The following is a 19,330-nucleotide window of genomic DNA, read 5'->3' as shown; positions in this document are numbered from 1 at the left end:
CGGGCGGATTAACACAGATTATTTATCCGTGTTAATCCGCCCGATCCGTGTAATCCGCGTTCCTATTTATTTCGGTTAATAACTGGGGTTCTGTACCAGATACCCCGGCAGGTTCGACGCGCCGTCGATAGCCGTTTGCGGAATCGGGAAAATCCGTTTCTGCTTGTCGGTATTGGTCTTTTCAATCCAGGTCCCTTCGTATTTGCCAAAACGAATCATATCCGTCCGACGAACCATCTCCCAGTATAACTCGAAACCCCGCTCGCGGAATAGCAGATCGAGGGTCATGGCTGTGAGCGGTGGGGGAGGTGTCGTTATGTTCCGGGCGGCCCGAACGATGTTCACGTCGGCAAGTGCACTGGCGGCATCGCCACTTTTGCGGAGTTTGGCTTCGGCCCGCATCAGGTAAACATCGGCCAGACGAAGGATAATAATGTCGGCTTCACCGAAGTTACGACCGCTCACCGATTTCTTGCTGAACTCATATTTCTCGACCCGATAGCCGGTATTGTAGTTGCTGCCGGCTACGGTGTAATCGACCTGTTCGGTGAAGTCAACGGCCAGCGTGGGCTTGTTGCGGGTATCGTGGAAGAGTTTACCGACTTTGAATTTTCCGTCCGGACATTTCAGGAAAACCCCATTCCTCCGAATTAATCCGTATTGCTGACCGCGCAGAATACCCCGGTTGATATTGAAATCCGCTTCGGCAACGCATGAATCGGCGGGGTTGGCGTAGATCGTCAGGTTCTGCTTGTAAAAACGTGGATCGACCGATGGGTCTTTCGGCGCGTAGGCGTTTACCCAGGTCCGGTAATAGTCGGGCGTAATGGCCGGCCCGTCAGTACCGTTGGCGTTTGGATAGGCCGGAATCGGAAACTGGTCGCCCGATATGGAGAAGTAGGCCATGCGGTTGTGCCCATTGAGGTCGGCCCGCTGGTCGACGGCGAAAATCAATTCCTTGTTGTCGTGGTTAGCCGAACCGAAGATCGAAAAGAAATCATTCGACAACGCATATTGACCTGAGTTGATGATCTTGTCGCAATACTCGATCACCTTGTCCATATCGGCCGGAGCGAAGGTGAACGTAGCGGCATAACGATCGCGATACACACCGGCGTTGAGGTATAACCGCGCCAGCAGACCCCACACAGCGCCTTTGGTCAAGCGACCGGGACCAACCGTTGTTTCCAGATTCGGCTCAACGGCCAGGAACTCCTTCATCAGATAATCGAGAGCCTCTGAACTGCGCAGAACGACCGACGTTGCGCCCAGGTCATCTTTTACGAAAACAACCCCGAACAGGTCGAAGGCGAGCATGTTGTAGTAGGCCCGCATGCCCCGTGCTTCGGCCAGATACGTTTTGGCCGACGCGTCTTTGTTTGTTGGCAGGGCGTTGATGGCCGTAATAGACCGCGACAGACCCTGCAGGATAAAGCCCCAGGTGCTGCGGATGTTCGGGTCGGTGCTGGTGTGCGTGTGCTGGTGCATGGCAATGTAAATGCCATTGTCGCCCCAGTCAGTGCCGCCCCGGTAGGGCAGGATAGCTTCGTCGGAGGAGATCTCCTGAAGCGTGAAGTAGTTCGTGTGCAGGAAAATATCCGGCAGGCGGGCGTACACCGGCGCAATGATTCCATCGGCGGCCTGCTTGTCAGAAAGCCCCGTGGCCGATGTTTCGTCCAGGATAACCTCGTTCAGATTGGTACAACCATTTATGAACAGAATGCCAACCAGAGTCAGCAAAATTGATAGTCTTGTCTTCATGATGTTTTGCGGATTAGAGCGTCAGGTTCAAACCAAAAACGATAGATCTTGCTTTGGGATAGCTCAGGTAATCAATACCGTAGGACGAGATGCCGTTGATTTGCCGGTCGGTGTTCACTTCCGGGTCGTAGCCGTCGTACTTGGTGATCACGAACAGATTCTGGCCCGTTACGGAAAGCCGTAATCCGGGAACCCAGCGCTTGATGCCTAATGCCTTCGTGTTGATGTTATAGCCCAGCGAGAGGTTATTGAGCCGGAAGAACGCGCCGGGCTTCAAGTAACGTGTTGATACGGGAGCCGCATTGTTGACCGACTCATTGGCGTTCGCAACGGCCTCTGGTGTTGTATTGATGCCTTTCGACAGACGCAGCTTGTAGAAGTTCGAGTTGGCGGTGTTGTCGTACAGCTTGTTGCCTGATACGCCGTTGAAGTTAGCCGACAGATCGAATCCCTTAAACGCGGCATTGGCGTTAAAGTTAAATTGCTTGGTTGGCAGCGCACTACCAGCCGCAATCCGGTCTTTATCCGTTACCAGTCCGTCGCCATCGGCATCGCGGTAGGTGCTCAGCCCCTTGTCATCGAAGCCGGTGAACTCTTTCAGGAAGAACGAACCGATAGGCTGGCCGTTCAAATAGCCATTAATCGTAGCCGATGTCAGGCCCGAGCCCGATGCTGACCCCGATGGGATAACCGAGTAAGGCGAGTTGTTCACGATGTTGTCGATGAACGTAACGTTGCCACCCACGTCCAGCCGGAAACCACTTTTGGCCGTGTAATGGTACATCAGTTCCAGTTCAAGTCCTTTGTTGGTGATGGTCATATTGGGCACATTGGTCCAGAAAGTACCGGCGGGCTGAACGGGATCGGCCGGAATCACTTCAAGCAGGATATTGCTGGATACTTTCCGGAAATAGTCGATGCCGCCGGAAATGGCGCCATTGAACAGGGCGAAATCAAGGCCTATATCGGTCTGGTTCGACGCTTCCCACTGGATATCGGGGTTGGCCAGTCGGGAGTAGGACGTTCCCGCCGGATAAGGGCCTGTAGCTGCCAATGGGTAGCTGGTGGCTGCCGACACCTGCGAGGTGAACAGGGCCTGGGTGATTTTCGACGGGATTTCCTGGTTACCCGTCCGGCCCCAGCCTGCGCGAAGTTTGAGGTCGCTAAACGGTGACGACTTCATGAATTCTTCTTCCGACAAACGCCATCCCGCTGAGAACGAAGGGAAAATACCGTATTTATTATTCGACCCGAACTTCGAGGAACCATCCGCCCGGACGGTGGCTGTCAGCAGGTACTTGTCCTTGAACTGGTAGTTGACACGCCCGAAGAACGATTGCAGCTCGTTAAGGACAGCATATCCCGTTGGTTTGTTGTTCGTTAGCGTAAGCTCCTGGCCCAGACCGGGGTTATAGATCGGCAGAATGTCTGAAATCGGGAACTTGTTGATGCTGTATGCCCGGCCCTGCAGGCTGAACTTCTGGTAGGAATGCCCCGCCAAAGCCGTCAGGTTATGATCGCCTTTGTTGAGGGTGTACGTCAGGTAGTTCTCAATCAACCGGTTGTTGTTATACGTATTGTTCGTCTCCAGTCGGCCATCCTGAAAGGGTACCGCGTTGGGTAACGATTGCAGATCCCGTGTCGAACTCGAATTGTCGATACCAAAGTTCAGTTTATAGACCAGTCCGTTAGTGATTTTGAACGAAGGCGAAATGCTGCCGACAATCCGGGTGATCTTGGTGATGTCCTGGTTCAGCTGCAGCGCTTTCAGCGGGTTGCTGATCGACTGGTACTGGGCCGGATTGCCGAGGGCATCATAGGCGGGATAAGTCGGGTTATTGGATAGCGCGCTGCCGAGCATGCCTTCAATTGGAGGGCGCTCATTGTTGGTGTAGGACGCACTGAGATTAACATCAATGGTCAGCCGATCTTCCAGTAACTTTTGCGACACGTTGATACGGCCCGTGTAGCGGTCCATCTGGCTGCCTTTCAAAATACCATCCTGATTCTGCAAGCCAAAGGAGCCGTAATAGGTCGTCTTCTCCGAGCCGCCACCCAATGACAGGTTATGGTTTTTGGTGTAAGCCGTCCGGGTAATTTCCTTCTGCCAGTCGGTGTTGCCTTTCAGATCATCGAGAACACCGCCCACGAGTGGCACCTGTTTGCGGTATTCATCGGCCGAGAATACGGGCAGTGGACGCGCCAGGGTAGAAATCCCGTAACTGGTCGAATAGTTGAGTGTCGACGTGCCCGACTTACCCTTTTTGGTGGTGATCAGCACTACGCCGTTGGCTCCGCGAGATCCGTAAATAGCCGTTGCTGAGGCATCTTTCAATACGTCGATCGACTCGATGTCTTGTGGGTTCAGGAAGTTGAGAGGGTTAATGGGCGTACCACCGGCTGTGTTTGAGTTGTCCAGCGCCAGGCCGTCGAGTACAAAAAGAGGTGTACTGCCCGTCCGAACGCCACCCGGTCCGCGAATGGTGATCGACTGCGCACCGCCCGGCTCACCCGTTGCGGAGGTGACGTTCACCCCGGCCACTTTACCCTGCAACAGCTGCTCGGGCGAGTTGATGATGCCTTTGTTAAATTCGGTTGCCTTCAGGGATTTTACCGAGCCGGTCATGTCCTTTTTGGCAGCACTACCGTAGCCGATAACGACAACCTGCGAGAGTTCGGAAGCTTCGGCTTTCAGCTCGACGTCGATGACGGAGCGATTGCCCACGACGATCTCCTGCTTTTCGTAGCCAATAAATCCGATAACCAGCGTCGCCCGCTCATCGGGTACGGAAATGGAATAGTTACCATTGGCATCGGTCGAGGTACCCCGCTGACTGCCTTTAATCACGATGGTGCAACCTGTGAGGGCTTCGTTGGTCAGGGCGTCTTTCACCCGTCCTTTCACGACGATGTCGGCCGTTTTTCGTGGCGATGCCTTCAGGCTGTGCGCCGAAGCCATGGGGCTCTGAATCGCCAGAGCGATGAGCAGACAGGTTGTGAACAGAAATTTAAGTGGAGGAGGAGCCGTGTAAAAATGATTCATAGAAACTGAATTAGTGAACAGGTAAGAGACAATAGTACTATTAATAAAATTACTTACAAAAACAGGTACTCACTTTAATATTTTAGTAATAAGCACCTTAGTGTTCGTAATTTATATTCCTAAGAAAATCAGCCCGATGCCGATTTCTACTTAGTGGATACGCTGAGGGGAGGATGGCTATGTTAAGAAATTGTTCTTTACAGGGCGGCCCCGTCCGTTGTCCAACAGGGCCGATTTGACATACGTAATAAATAGAAAAGGCTGAACGGTCATGTTCAGCCTTTATAATACCAGCCGTTCAGATGGCTCCTCACTCCTCATATTATTCCGATCGCAGGGACTTCACCGGGTTCATCAATGCGGCTTTAATGCTTTGAAAACTTACGGTCAATAGGGCGATGCCTACGGCCAATGTACCCGCCAGCACGAACATCCACCATTCGATGTCAATCTTGTATTCGAAGTTCTGTAGCCAGCGGTTCATGGCCCACCACGCTATGGGCGAAGCAATCAGGATAGCGATAGTAACCAGTTTCAGGAAATCTTTAGAAAGCAGCGTGACAATACTCGTGACCGAGGCACCCAGCACTTTACGAACGCCGATCTCTTTGGTGCGTTGCTCGGTGGTGAAGGCTGCCAGCCCGAACAGGCCCAAACAGGCAATGAAGATGGCCAACGCCGACGCGATCGTAAATACCCGGCCGTACTGCTGCTCGCTCTGGTACTGTTTATTATAATTGGCGTCGACGAAGTAAAGTTCAAAGGGGTTACCGGGGTAACTGGCTTTGTAAAGTCGTTCCAGTTCGGCCAGCTTCGCCTGAATATTATCCGTTGTTAATTGAATTGTCAGATCGCTGGTCGACCGGCGGGGCATGAAAATGACCGGCTCGATGGCTTTTTGTAAGCCCTGATGATGGTAGTCTTTCACCACGCCAACGAGTTCGTAGGGTTGTCCCCAGTTAATGATCTTGCCAACGGCCTGCGCGGGCGAGGCAAAACCCAGTTGCCTGGCTGCCGTTTCGTTGATCATAAGTTTGCCGCTCTTCTCCCAACCCAGTTCGGCTTCGCGCATCGTGAAGTTGCGACCTGCCGCCAACCCTATTTCATAGGTTTTCAGGAAGCGGTCGTCAATGATGCCCATTGAATAGCCTTTCTTCTCATCGCCGATACGCGGGTTCTGTTTGGTGATGCCGTTGGCCGTGAAGTTGTAGAAGTTGCCCGGCACGATGGTCGTTTGCGAGAAGCTTTTGACATAGGGCAGTTGTGCCAGTTGATCTTCCAGCATCGTTGTTTTAGGCGCAAAAGGGCCGTCGCCAATTTCTGGCCGCTTGATCACCACCCGCTGCGCCAGCCGGACACCGAGGTCTTTGTTCTGCATGAATTGCAACTGCCGGTACAGCACCAATGTGGCAATGACCAGCGCCACCGATGCGCTGAACTGTGCGACGACCAGCGTTTTACGCAGCCATCCGCCTTTGCCGGCCTGATAAGCACCCTTGAGGGTTTTGATTGGTTGAAACGAGGTTAGCGTGAACGCGACATACCCGCCCGAAGCCACAGCTCCGATAACCAGCATCGCTAACCCGACCAGCCAGAAACCATTTTCGTTGAGTATCGTCAGCGACAACTCTTTTTGCACAAAGGTGTTGAAGGCGTTCTGCAACGAAGCGACCAGCACCAGTGCCAGCCCGAAGCCAACAAGATTTAACAATAACGACTCGCCCAGAAATTGTACAATGAGCTGTTGCGGGGCAGCTCCAATCACCTTTCGAACACCCACTTCTTTGGCCCGTTTCAACGCGCCCGCTGTTGATAGGTTGACGTAGTTAAACCACGCAATCAGTAAAATCAGACCGGCAATGCCGCTCAGCAGATACACAAATCCCAGGCTACCGGTGGTCGGGTAGCTGTCGCTGAGGGATGCCGCTAAGTGCATATTAGTAGCGGGTTGCACCAAAAATACATCCTCGCTCTCAGGTGCTACTTTCTTGCTGTAGGCGTTGATCTTAGCCGCCAGTGCGGTATAATTAGCGGGTATGCCCGGTGCTTCGTCGGCTAGTTTCAGAAAGGTTGTCAGGTAATTACCATCGAAACCATCGAGTCGCGCCCAGTCATTGCCATTGAGGTTGGCGGGGTTCGCCAATGTTACCAGCGAAAAGACCGCATCGTAAACCATGTCGGAGTTCTGGGGCATATCGGCATACACCGCCGAAACGGTGTAGAGTGTCTTGCCAAACTGGTTATTGAGCGTTAAGGTCTGACCCAGCGGTTTTTTATCGCCAAAATATTTCCGGGCCTGCGCCTGCGACAGCGCTACCGTATTGGGTCGCGCCAGTGCTGATGCTGCCGTTCCCTGAACCAGGGGAAAGGTGAAGAGCGTAAAGAAATTAGCGTCGGCATAGGCCAGTTTATCTTCCCGAAATGACTGAGCCGATTGGCTATTGCTGCCATTGGTAAAACTGACAATACCATTGGCCGAATGATCGCCAACGCGGCAGAATTCGGTTACCTCCGGGAACTGCTGTTTCGCCAGCGGGCCTACTGCCGGAGCCATATCACTCAACACATCGCCCTCGCGGGTTTGCGTCAGCATCCGGTACAGCGAGGGCAGGTTTTTATGAAACCCGTTGACACTCCGTTCGTAGGCCACATATTCCAGAATGAACACAAAAGCCGCAATGCCCAGGGCCAGCCCGGCGATGTTGATCAGCGAGAACACCCGGTTTTTTCGCAACGTGCGCAGGGTGATTTTTAGGTAGTTGATTAGCATGATTAGAAGGGAAGAAAGGGGAGGAAAGGGAGGATGGAGGAAAGGAAGCGTAGCGGGGCTGGCGTCAGCAATCCCCTCTCGTCCCTTTCCTCCATCCTCCCTTTCCTCCTTTTTATTCTGATCGCAGGGATTTTACCGGATCCATCATGGCGGCTTTTACGCTTTGAAAACTCACCGTCAACAACGCAATGCCAACCGCCAGCACACCCGCCAGCACGAACATCCACCATTCGATGTCAATTTTATAGGGGAAATCGGCCAGCCACTTGTTCATGAAATACCCGGCTACCGGCGAGGCAATGACCAGCGCAATCAAGACAAGCTTCACGAAATCAATGGAGAACAACCCAAAAATGTGCGTGGTCGAAGCGCCCAGTGCTTTTCGGATACCAACCTCTTTCGTTCGCGATTCGGCCATGAACGCCACCACGCCATACAGCCCCAGACAGCCGATGAAAATGGCAATGCCTGCCAGCAACCGGAAGAGCGAATACATGCGCTCTTCACTTTTGTAGAAACTTGCCAGCGTCTGGTCCAGGAACTCGTACTTAAAAACGAAATCCGGGAAAGTAGTATTCCAGTTTCGTTCGACCTCACTGATGAGCTGACGAATGGCTTCGGTACCGCCCTGTTGAGTCGATAGTTTGATGCCGAGCACGTGGTACGCATCGCGTCGGTTGGTGAGTACACTGGGGTTCGTTAGCTGATGGAGGGAGAACGTGTTGAAATCTTTCACAACGCCAACGATCTGTTTTTTGGCAAACGAACGCCCACCCAGCGTGATGTACTTGCCGAGAATTTGCTGGGGGTCGCGCAGGCCTACTTTCCTGACGAACGATTCATTGACCACCACATCCCGCGCTGTATCGCCGGGTTGGAACAGTTGACCGGCAATTAGTTTCAGGCCGTAGGTATTGAGGTATGCCGTATCGGCAAAGCGCATCACAATACCGAAGTCGGCATCTTTCTCCGCATTTTCGTACCGAAAACTCGTCCACCAGTTGCCATCCGAAGAGGGTATCGAAATGCCATAACTCAGCGATTTTACGTTAGGCAAAGCGGCCAGACTGGCTTTCAGCGTTTCCAGTTTACCCGGAGTCTGTTCGGGAATATTGACGGTCAGCACGGCGTCTTTGTTATAACCCAGATCGGCCGTACGAACATACTTCATCTGGCTATAGGCGATGATCGTACCGATAATCAGCATCTGCGAAATGGCAAACTGAAACACGATCAGACCCCGCCGAAGGGTTAACTGGCTACTGCCAGCCAGGCGAATCTTGCCGCGCAGGGCCACCACAGGCTGGTAACCCGATAAAACCAGTGCTGGATAAAAGCCCGCCAGCACCGTTGTCAGCATTGCCAGCAATACCACAAAACCCACCACCGACGGGTCGAATAACACCAGGGCAGTGGCTTTAATGTCGAGGAGTTCAGCCGCATAAGGCAGCGATACGTAAGCAACGGCGAAGGCCAGCCCAACGGCTACGCCTGTCAGCAGACCCGTTTCGCCCAGAAACTGCCGCACCAACTGCCCGCGTGAACTACCCAGAACCTTCCGGACGCCCACTTCTTTCGCCCGTCGAATGGCCTGGGCCGTGGCCAGATTGATGAAGTTGACACAAGCCGTAATCAGAATGAACAGGCCAATCAACCCCATGGCCATAATCATTTTCTTGCTGACGGTCCGGTTGGCCGAGTTACCCGTGCGGTCATCGAAATGGATGTTGGTCAGGGGTTGCAGTTCGTATTGCAGGACTTTGGATTGCTCCGGGTCCATGTACTTTTTAACAAAGGGGACGAACTGCCGTTCCAGTTGCGCCGAAGCCAGGTTTTCGGGTAAGGTCATGTACAACTGGGCCCCGCTGTAGGTCGACTTCCAGTCGTCCCACCCCCCATTGGCTCCGTATTGTTTTAGCGACGCAAACGAAAGCAGTACCTCAAACGGCACGCTGCTGGTGGCGGGTGGATTTTGCACCACACCCGTCACGACGAAATCCAGTTTGTTCTCGATTCGAATGGATTTGCCGATGGGGTCCGCATCGCCAAAATACTTACGCGCCATCCGCTCCGATAGGACCACCGTGTTTGGGTTGTTGACCGCCGTAGCCGGATCGCCTTTGCTCCACTGGTAATCGAACACCTTGAAAAAGGCCGGTTCAACAAATGTGACGACCCCGGTTTCTTCCTGAAACTTCGCGGCTTTCGTGTCATTAACGCGTACCAGGGCTCCATACAACTCATAGACCATTGTCAGCTGATCTTTTAACTGAGGAAAATCGGCGCGAAGAGCTGCCAGCGCCGGCAGAGGAACACCTGTATTGCGCCCCTCATCCGTCGATGTCCTGTCAAAGGTGATAAGCCGATACGTCCGGTCGGCGTTGGCGTGGTGCTGGTCGTAGCTAAGTTCATATCGAATGGCAAGGAACAGCAACAAACAGCACGCCAGCCCGAAGGTGAGCCCAATGCTATTGATAACGGTATAATTCCAGTTGCGCTTCAGGGCGCGGAAGGCGGTAGTAAAGTAGCTTTGTAACATGGGAGGAGCAAAGGAATGAAAGGAATAAGAGGGAGGGGAAAAGAAAGTAAGGGCTGGCTATTTCCCCTTTCTTCCCCTCCTCCCTCTATTCCGTTTTTAAACTTTTCACGGGATCCATCAGGGCAGCTTTCACGCTTTGGAAACCGACCGTCATCAGGGCGATACCTACCGCCAATAGACCGGCCAGCGCGAAAACCCACCATTCGATATTGATTTTATAGGCGAAACTCTGCAACCACTGATTCATGGCGTACCAAGCCAGCGGTGTGGCAATTACAATGGCTATGACGACCAGTTTCAGGAAATCTTGGGAGAGCAGCGTGACAATACTCACCACCGAAGCTCCCAGTACTTTACGAACGCCAATCTCTTTGGTGCGGGCTTCTGCTGCCAGAGCTGCCAGACCGAACAAGCCCAAACAAGCAATCAGCACGGCCAGAATAGTGAAGGTAAGCAGTAATTGCCCCTGTTTCTGTTCGGCTTTGTACTGGCGGGAAAAATTCTCATCCAGAAAATGAAAACCTGGACTGGCGGCCGGGTCAAATTGCTGGTAAACCGTTTTGATATAGGCGAGCGCTTCTGCCGTTTGCCCGGCCCGGATACGGATATACAAGTTGTCCTGATCTTCGGGTGCCGGAATCTGCAACACCAGCGGTTCTATTTTGTGCTGAAGTGAGTAGGTGTGAAAGTCCTTCACAACACCAACCACCTGCGATTCAACGGCTTTGTCCAGGCTGACATAGGATTTGACGCGTTTCCCGACGGGGTTTTTCCAGCCCATTTCCTTCACCAGTGCTTCGTTGACCAGCACCGCCCCCGTCACATCAGCCTGAGATGAGGCCGAGAAATTGCGCCCTTCCAGCAGCTTGATCTGTAGCGTGTTCAGGTAGTCGGCGTCGACCGCGAATTTTTGAACGACCTGTGTCTCAGTGGGCATGACGCCGTTCTTTTCGAAGATCATCCCTTTCGTACCGATGTTGTTGTTGCCAATGGGGTTGCTGGCCGCCGACACCGCTTCGATGAGCGGGCTTTTTCGTAATTCTTCTTTCAGCGACTGAATCTGTTTTCGGGGGGCTTCGCTTTCCAGGTGGAACGTCAGCACCTGATCTTTGTTGAATCCCAGGTCTTTGTGCATCACGTAGCCCATCTGCCGGTAAATAACCCACGAACAGGCGATCAACCCTACGGCGGCTACAAACTGAAAAACAACCAGTGCTTTCCTGAATCCGATGCCACCAACCCTACTGCTCGTTTGCCCTTTCAGCGCGACGACCGTTCGGAAACCCGACAGAAACAGGGCCGGATAAAGGCCGCTTCCGGCACCCAGCAACACGGCAAACAGACCCACCACGCCGAGCATCAGCCAGGGGCCATAGGTCGTCAGAGACAATGACTTATCGGCCAATTCGTTGAACAGCGGTAAAGCCATGTTCGCAAACACCACCCCGACCACACTGGCCAGCAACGCCATCAACATCGATTCCGCAACAAACTGCCCCATCAGCTGACTGCGGTGGGAGCCAATCGCCTTCCGAACGCCCACTTCGCGCAGGCGACTCATAGACCGGACGGTGTACAAGTTCACGTAGTTGATGCCCGCGATGAGCAGAATCAGGGCGGCTACCAGTGCGAAAATATAAACGGTCTGGCTGTTACCGTTGGCCCCGGCTTCGTAGTCCAGATGCGAATGCAGGTGAATGGACGGCAGTGGCTGAAGCTCCATGCGGTACGTCACATCGCCCATTTCCTTTTTCAGGTATTTGGGAAAGAAGCCCGTTAACTTGGCCTCCAGTGTTTTGGCGTCGCTGCCTTTGTTGAGCAGCACGTAGGTGTACAGATCGAAACTCTGCCAGCCGTTGGTATAGTTGGTGGGCAGCGAGCGCAGGGCACTGAATTGTATATGCGAATTAGTTGGCACATCGGCGATGACGCCCGTTACCGTGTTGGGAAAATTATTGCTGAATTCAACCGTCTTACCAATGGCTTTAGCCGGATCGCCAAACAGCTTTTCAGCCAGGCTTTTAGTCAGAACAATACGCTGGGGTTGCGTTAGGGCCGTGGCCGGATTGCCGTACAGAACTGGTAGCGTAAAGACATCGAATACCGAGGCATCGGCGAACATGATGTCGTTGGCTTCGATTTTCTTGTCCTTGTAGGTGATCAAGCCGCCCCCTTCCGGGTTCAGACGAACCGTTTTCTCGATCTCGGGATGATCGTTTTTCAACGCGTCGGCAAACGGAGCCGATGTGGGCGCCAGTTGCAGGTTACCCCCCGCCCATTGTGCGTAATGAACGACCCGGAAAATCCGGTTGGCGTTGGCGTGAAAACGGTCGTAACTCAGCTCGTGCCATACATATAAAACCATCAGGCCAACGGCGGCAATACCCACGCCCATGCCCACAATATTCAACACGCTGAACAGCCGGTTTTTCCACAGATTCCGGAAAGCGATTTTAAGGTAGTTGCGTAGCATATACGAGCAGAGATAGTTCAGGCTAAAATAGATATTAGGTATATGCCAAAAGTTGTACCATAAAGCCAACTAATTGATAGTCAAATGGCTGCAATTTGTTTAAACAGGCGATGTCCGAAACTGGACAAGATTGTGTTCAGTTGCGGACAGGGTGGTTTATCCGTAGAGACAACGCACGCGTTGTCTCTACCACGTTGATACCCGTTATCCGTTAATGCCGCTATTCTGATCGTAACGATTTCACCGGATTCATTAGGGCGGCTTTTATACTTTGGTAGATGACCGTCAGCCAGCAAATGAGCAGGGTGAGCAAACAGGCCAGCACAAAAACCCACACACCGATGTCGGTCTTGTACGGGAAATTTTGCAGCCATGTGTACATCGAATACCAGGCAATTGGAATAGCGATGGGGAAGGAGAACAATACCAGCCTGGTGAAGTCTTTGGACAGCAGTACCACCACGCTCGATACCGACGCCCCCAACACCTTCCGCACCCCGATCTCCTTTATACGCTGTTCCGTCGTGAAGGTTGCCAGACCGAACAGGCCCAGGCAGGCAATGAGAATAGTCAGGGCCGAGAAGGTCGTGAAAATACGTCCGCGAAGTTCATCGGCCTGGTAAGCCGATTCAAAATCCTGATCCAGAAAACGGTATTCAAACAGCCGGTCGGGATAGGTCTCACGCCATTTCTGCCCGATGAAGGCAACGGTTTGGTCGACATTCTTTGCCTGTACTTTTATATGAACGACGCCATTTGCCTGCCGGCACAGCATGACCAGGGGTTCGATAGGGTTGTAAAGTGACTGCTGATGAAAGTCCTTTACGACGCCTATCACCTGCGCCGTTGGGGGAGCGGGCTGGCCCGCCTGAGGGAGGCCGCCCAGCATAAATTTTTTGCCCAGTGGCTCTTTCCAACCCATCCGCTCCACTACGGCCTGATTGATAATGACCGAGTTGAGCGTGTCGGACGGGGTTTTCTCGGAGAAATCACGACCACTCATCAGTTTCATGCCCATCGTTTTCAGGTAGGTGTAATCGACGCTCATGGGCTTGAAGCCCATTTCTTTCAAGCCCGTATTGGACTCGACGGTGAAAATGACCCGGCCACCGATGTTGCTGGCCGGTGCCGACGCGGTAGCTACCTCCCGGATGTTGGGGTTGGCGAGTAAGGTATTCTTCAACGCATTGAAACGGCCTCTTGGCTGCCGGTCCTGGTAGTCGATGGTCAACACCTGCTCCTGATCGTAGCCCAGATCATGGTTTCGCATGAAGTTGAGTTGCTTATACACGATCCAAGTGCAGATCAGCATGATCAGCGAGATGGCAAATTGAGATACCACCAATGCTTTCCGGAAAAAGCTCCCGCCTTTGGCATTGAACGATCCCTTCAGCACGGCCGCCGGTTCGAAAGCCGACAAATAAAAGGCCGGATAGCTGCCACTGATGAACCCCGTAAAGACGACAATTGCCAGACCGATAAGCAGGAAACCGGGACGCAGTAATTCGCCATACCGTATGTCCTTTCCCGAAACGGAATTGAAAAAAGGCAGTAATATGACGACTAAAAGTAAACTGGCGCCCAAGGCCAGCACCGTCATCAGGACCGATTCGGTCAGAAACTGCGCCATCAGTCGGCTTCTTAGGGAGCCCATCACCTTCCGCAGCCCTACTTCCTTCGCGCGTTTGGCCGAGCGGGCCGTCGCCAGATTCATGTAGTTGATACTGGCCAGCAGCAGCATGAAAAATGCCACGGCACTGAAGGTGTACACGTAGCCGATGTTTCCGTTGGACTCGCCTTCGAGGTTCGAGTAAAGGTGAATGCGGGTCAGCGGCTGTAACTCATAACTGACCTTAATTCCCATTCGCTTGAAAATCGGACCTATGTATTTGTCATAAACCTGCGGAAACTTGCTTTCGAGAATCTTCGTGTCGAAGTTATCGGGCAGAACCAGGTAGCTGAGTATGTAAAAACCGCCCCAGTTGGTGGCTTGGCTCCGTTCATTCTGACCCGTAGACAGTAAGGCATTGAACGTGAATTGGGAATTCTTCGGCACATCTTCCAGCACGCCCGTTACTTTATAAAAGGTCGTGTCGTTCGTCTGGAGCGACTGCCCCAGCGCCGTTCGGGAGCCAAAAAATTTCTGAGCAGCCTTTTGCGTCAATACCACACTACCCGGCTGATCTAGCGCCGTTTTGGCATCGCCTTCAATGAATTTGTAACTGAACACATCGAATACGGTGGAGTCGGCCGCGTAGACATTGTCTTCGTAAAATCGTTTCTCGCCCTGCCGGAACATAACCCGCCCGTAGGGAAAGAACCGGACGTAATTTTTGATAAACGGGTAATCCTGCTTCAGCGTTTTAACTAACGGTGGCTGCGTACTGCTCCAGCGGTTGACTTTGTCCGGCTCGGTAATGTGCGAAACGATGCGGTAGATCTGCGAGGCATTGGCATGATAGCGGTCGTAGCTCAGTTCGTCCGTTACGTAGAGCAGCAATAGCAACCCGCAGGTAACCCCAATGGTCAGCCCCAGAATGTTGATCAGGCTGTAGAATTTATCTTTCCGGAGATTCCGCCAGGCGATTTTTAAGTAGTTGAGGAGCATAGGAGTAAGGGCGTAGGGTAGAGTTAGGTAGTTGATTTGCCACCCGTTGACATCGACGGTGGGAAAGGAAACGCGTTATCGACTGACCTTAGGGACGCCTATCGTCTTCTCGATGTCATCAATGATCCGTTGCCGCTCCTGCTGGGATTTATCCGGCGCGTCGATGGTGCGTTCGTAGGTGAAGTCGTCGTCATCTTTCTTGAACCGGTAGCGCAGGTACAGCTTCCCTGATTCAGCATTGTAGCGTACCTCTTTTGTATAAGGCTGTTTGCCACCTACAGCCACCACCTGGTTGTCATTGCCGGATACGGAAACGGTTTGCCCATCGGTGGTAATAACCGACACCGACTCGCCGGGCTGTCTGAGCGAATTAATCTGTGGTGGAGTAGGTGCCAGTGGAGCACGGGGAGCCAACGGAGCGCGGGGTGCGGCATGCATTCTGACCGGCTCGCGCATACCGACATGTAAGGAGTCAAGAATGTGTTCACGCAGGGCGTTCCGTTCGTCTTTATTTAAGCCGGATACATCGAATGTGCGGTCATAGTCAATCGGTTTGTCCTCCACGGTGCCGTTGATGCGAATGGACAGTGTCTTCCCATCGTCGTTGATGCTGCGGCTGATGGAGGTGTTGCGCTGGGCCATAACCAGCGAGGTCGTCAGGGCAAGTAATGTTGTTACGAAAGTTCTCATGTGCGCTGTTCAGTTTATGGTTTATTGTAGATGGACCAACTACCTAACAGACACCTATTTCTTTGGTACGTTGCGTTGATTGAAGGAAGAGAGGAGAAAAATTAGTTCGTTGGTCGTTTGATCTCACGTATTGGCGGAACCAGTAACTGATACAGCGGTATTCGGGAACAAGGCCACCCAGCAATAAAATGGCATCGTACTCCTCAACGACAACATCCAGTATGGCTAGGTCTTAGGCCAGACAATAGCCGGGCCGCTCGACGTAGGTATCCCGGCCCAGCTCAAGATCGTGCATAACCAGGTTGAGCCGCCGTTTGCCGGGAGCGGCAATGAAGGCTGAAATACCCTCTTCCTGAAAACGGTGAACGGCGTAGAGGGTTTCGTAACTTTAGCCACCATCACCGGTAACGATCAAAATGTTGCGATTCATAGCCAGCAGGTTTAAAGGAATTATAGGCATTCTCTCTAACGACGTCCAACGCGGTAGGGACTGAAAATGCCGATTAGATCCTGTGTCTCAACGATGGCCCTCTACAAAAACGTGGACGACTGATACGGTGTTAACGTCTGTATTTGTAGATGTGCTCATCATTCCCGAATGATTCGAACTTCTTTGGGACTGTTGATGTCCGATCGAATTTTTCCATTGGCTAATCGGGTATGCTTAACCGTCAGCTTGCCATAGGGAGTTGGGTAGGTGCCTTCCGCAAAACGCAGGTCGCCCAGATGAGGCACTATTTTGATGACTTTGCAGCCTGGTTCCACAACCTGAATGCCCAGTACATGCTCGGTGAGCCAGGGCGTGGGTCCAGATGCCCAGCCATGTGCCAGACTGTGCCGGAAACCCACGTAACAATAGGCTCCACAATCGCCGTGAATATCTTTTTTGCCGGGAGGGACCAGTTCATCGATGCGACTCGCATTCGCTACCCAGTCCAGATTAAAGTCTTCCCAGAAGGTGGTAGCGCCTAAGTTCAGCATGCCACCCCAGAAATCACGAATATTCGTGAGCGCCCCCTGATAGTCGCCTGCTTTAGCTTGCGCCTGCAGCATATAATACCCGTAAAACGTGGAGAAATTGTGTGCTCCCTTCACGGCCAGTACCGTTTTGTTGGCGGTCTGAGCGGGCATGAGCCCCGATAAGGCCAGTAAAGCAGCCCCTTGTTTGGAGCCATTGGGATCGGGCACATATTGCTTCAGACGCCTTACTGCCGACTCGCATTGGCGGGCCATGTCCGGCTCGCCCAGTCGCCGGCACAAGTCGGCGCCAGCATCCAGTGAGAGTACCATCATCGACTGTAAACCGGCGTGAATGCCCGGCGGATTTTCGCTCGAAGGCCAGTCCAGAAACCGCGTGCCGTCCAGCTTTTCACGGTTCTTCTCATCTATTTTCTGCATCAACTGGTTAAGCAGGCCAACCAGATAGCCTTTCTGCTGCTGCAGGTAAGCCATATTGCCGTGGTGCATGTACCAGTCACGCTGGATAAGAATCCACCACATCGAATACGTGCTAATGCCATTCATCCAGCCGGGAAGGGGTGTAATGTCGCGGGCCAGGTCAAGGCTTTTGGGCACCACCTCGTTATAGCCAAAAACGGCGTTGATGGTGGATACTTCCGGGTGCATATCGCCCACCCACACCAGCCGATCGCGCTTGATTCCGTCCCAGAGGTAATCCTGCATATTCAGGTGCACCGTATAGGCTCCGGTGTTCCAGATGGTATTCAACAGCGTATCGCTGCAGCGAAAGGAACCTACGTAGGGAATATCCCGAAAAGTAAACACGGCATTTGCCTCTTTCAGGAGCAGTTCGGCGGTGGAATCAACGAGGTCGATTCGCACAAAACGAAAGCCTGTATTTCCAACTTCCAGCTTACCCAGCCAGGGCAGCGGTACGGTGAGGTCCCGAATGGCGTGGTCGTTGGTCGCATTTTGTTTGGGCTCAATATCCGACATGGCTTCACTGGCCGATTCGCCAAACCGGATTCGAACAAGAATTGGTTTGCTGACACTCCATTGACCCGTTACCAGTTGAATGCCCCCATGAAGCTCCCGTCCGAAGTCCAGCAAAATGCCCGCTTTGGCTGTTCCGTTGTTCTTGAGCGAACAGGTGCCTTTGCCCGATAAGTCAGCCTGCCCGTTACCGGCCTTGAGCAACTGGTCAGCGTTGGTGATGGCACCGGTTTGCCAGAGAATTTTTACCGGTGGCAAATACCGCCGAACGGTCGGTGTGGTCCGGCTTTGTTGAGCCTGTTGGGCATTGAAAATAGGCGGTAGCTGGGCCAAAAGTGGTTGATTAGCCACGAAAAAAGCAAGAAAAGTCAGCCAAAGAAGTCGGTTCATAGGTAATAAATGGCTCACGGCCTGCTTTTTACTGTTGCTGGTCTGGCTATTTTCACCGCGAGTCAGAACGTCTAACTTGATGACAACAAATCATTGATTTAGATGGTGTACTTACTATTAGTTTTCCCGTTGACAGCAGGTAGATTGAAGGTCGGATATAGCTCTTGAACGATTACTTCGTACCTGATCCATTCTCAACGGCTATTGTATTTTTTGCCCTATATCTGATTATCAAACGACGTCACCATGCTTACCCAAGAGGAAATCGAGTTTTTAGACACCTTCGGCTATCTCAATTTAGGGCAACTATTGACTCCTGAAGCCGTACACCAAACCAATGATCGATTAGCCCAATTGCTGGAATTGGAGGGTGAACAGGCAGGCTATGAGCTGACGCAATCCAAGTATATTCGCCACCCCAAAGAAGAAGGGGCCGACCGGCTGGCCGATCTGGTCAACAAGGGGCCGGTTTTCGATCTATTTTATACCCACCCTCGCGTGCTGGCGGGCATTGAAGCTGTTCTGGGGCAGCACTACAAGCTGTCGTCGCTGAACTATCGGGCCGCCAAACCGGGGAAAGGGCACCAAAAACTCCATGTCGACTGGAAAAATACGGTGGTCAATGGCGCTTATCAGGTCTGCAATAGCATCTGGTTGTTAGACGATTTTACCGAATTCAACGGGTCCACGCGCATCGTACCGAAAACGCATAAACAGACCCGTTTGCCCGACCAGGCCATGGCCGATCCGAACGATAAACACCCCGACGAAATTCGGATTTTGGCGCCCGCCGGTTCGGTCTTTATTTTTAACTCGCACGTTTGGCACGGAGGGACCACCAACCTGACCGATAAAGACCGGCGCAGCATTCACAGCTATTTTTGCCATAGAAACCAACCACAGCAAATCGACCAAAGTCGCTACATTACTGAAGACACTCGGCAACGCATCGGTGAAAAAGGCCAGTATATCTTAACGGTTTGACCCGCCATTTACTTTTTTGTTCTAAAACCTTCCACAACGGTCGTTGTAATCGCGTTTCGGATAATGAAGCTGTTTAGGATTTTTACAATCCATCTTGTGTGGAGTTAAAATCCTAAACA

Annotated in this window: 9 protein-coding genes; 1 reads left to right on the top strand and 8 read right to left on the bottom strand. The window is 52.5% G+C overall.

Going from position 1 to position 19,330, the window contains the following annotated elements; genetic code table 11:
* Window positions 1-75 precede the first annotated feature (75 nt).
* From ACYVK4_RS02735 to ACYVK4_RS02700, 8 genes are all read right to left on the bottom strand, one after another.
* On the bottom strand, window positions 76-1,761 hold the full coding sequence (locus tag ACYVK4_RS02735; RefSeq protein WP_461125953.1) for a RagB/SusD family nutrient uptake outer membrane protein: 1,686 nt from the start codon (window positions 1,759-1,761) through the stop codon (window positions 76-78).
* 13 nt (window positions 1,762-1,774) lie between these two features.
* Window positions 1,775-4,720 (bottom strand): SusC/RagA family TonB-linked outer membrane protein, encoded by a 2,946-nt coding sequence (locus tag ACYVK4_RS02730; RefSeq protein WP_461126650.1) that lies wholly within the window; start codon window positions 4,718-4,720, stop codon window positions 1,775-1,777.
* Window positions 4,721-5,126: 406 nt separating this feature from the next.
* On the bottom strand, window positions 5,127-7,574 hold the full coding sequence (locus tag ACYVK4_RS02725) for an ABC transporter permease (RefSeq protein ID WP_461125952.1): 2,448 nt from the start codon (window positions 7,572-7,574) through the stop codon (window positions 5,127-5,129).
* A gap of 112 nt (window positions 7,575-7,686) precedes the next feature.
* Window positions 7,687-10,113, bottom strand: a complete 2,427-nt coding sequence (locus ACYVK4_RS02720) for an ABC transporter permease (RefSeq protein ID WP_461125951.1) — start codon at window positions 10,111-10,113, stop codon at window positions 7,687-7,689.
* Between the two features lie 85 nt (window positions 10,114-10,198).
* Entirely contained in the window at window positions 10,199-12,586 is a 2,388-nt protein-coding gene (locus ACYVK4_RS02715; protein ID WP_461125950.1) for an ABC transporter permease, read from the bottom strand.
* Between the two features lie 220 nt (window positions 12,587-12,806).
* Complete coding sequence (locus tag ACYVK4_RS02710; RefSeq protein WP_461125949.1) at window positions 12,807-15,194, bottom strand: ABC transporter permease; 2,388 nt, start codon at window positions 15,192-15,194, stop codon at window positions 12,807-12,809.
* A 75-nt stretch (window positions 15,195-15,269) separates the two neighbouring features.
* Window positions 15,270-15,884 (bottom strand): hypothetical protein, encoded by a 615-nt coding sequence (locus ACYVK4_RS02705; RefSeq protein WP_461125948.1) that lies wholly within the window; start codon window positions 15,882-15,884, stop codon window positions 15,270-15,272.
* Window positions 15,885-16,472: 588 nt separating this feature from the next.
* Window positions 16,473-18,227, bottom strand: a complete 1,755-nt coding sequence (locus ACYVK4_RS02700; protein ID WP_461125947.1) for an alpha-L-rhamnosidase-related protein — start codon at window positions 18,225-18,227, stop codon at window positions 16,473-16,475.
* A gap of 246 nt (window positions 18,228-18,473) precedes the next feature.
* On the opposite strand from ACYVK4_RS02700, the gene ACYVK4_RS02695 reads away from it, so the two are divergent.
* Window positions 18,474-19,211, top strand: coding sequence for a phytanoyl-CoA dioxygenase family protein (locus ACYVK4_RS02695; protein WP_461125946.1), 738 nt, complete (start codon window positions 18,474-18,476; stop codon window positions 19,209-19,211).
* Window positions 19,212-19,330: the final 119 nt, after the last annotated feature.

It is taken from the genome of Spirosoma aerophilum (assembly GCF_054782495.1).
Note: the sequence above shows the minus strand (reverse complement) of the source record. Positions and strands in the feature narration are given on the sequence as shown.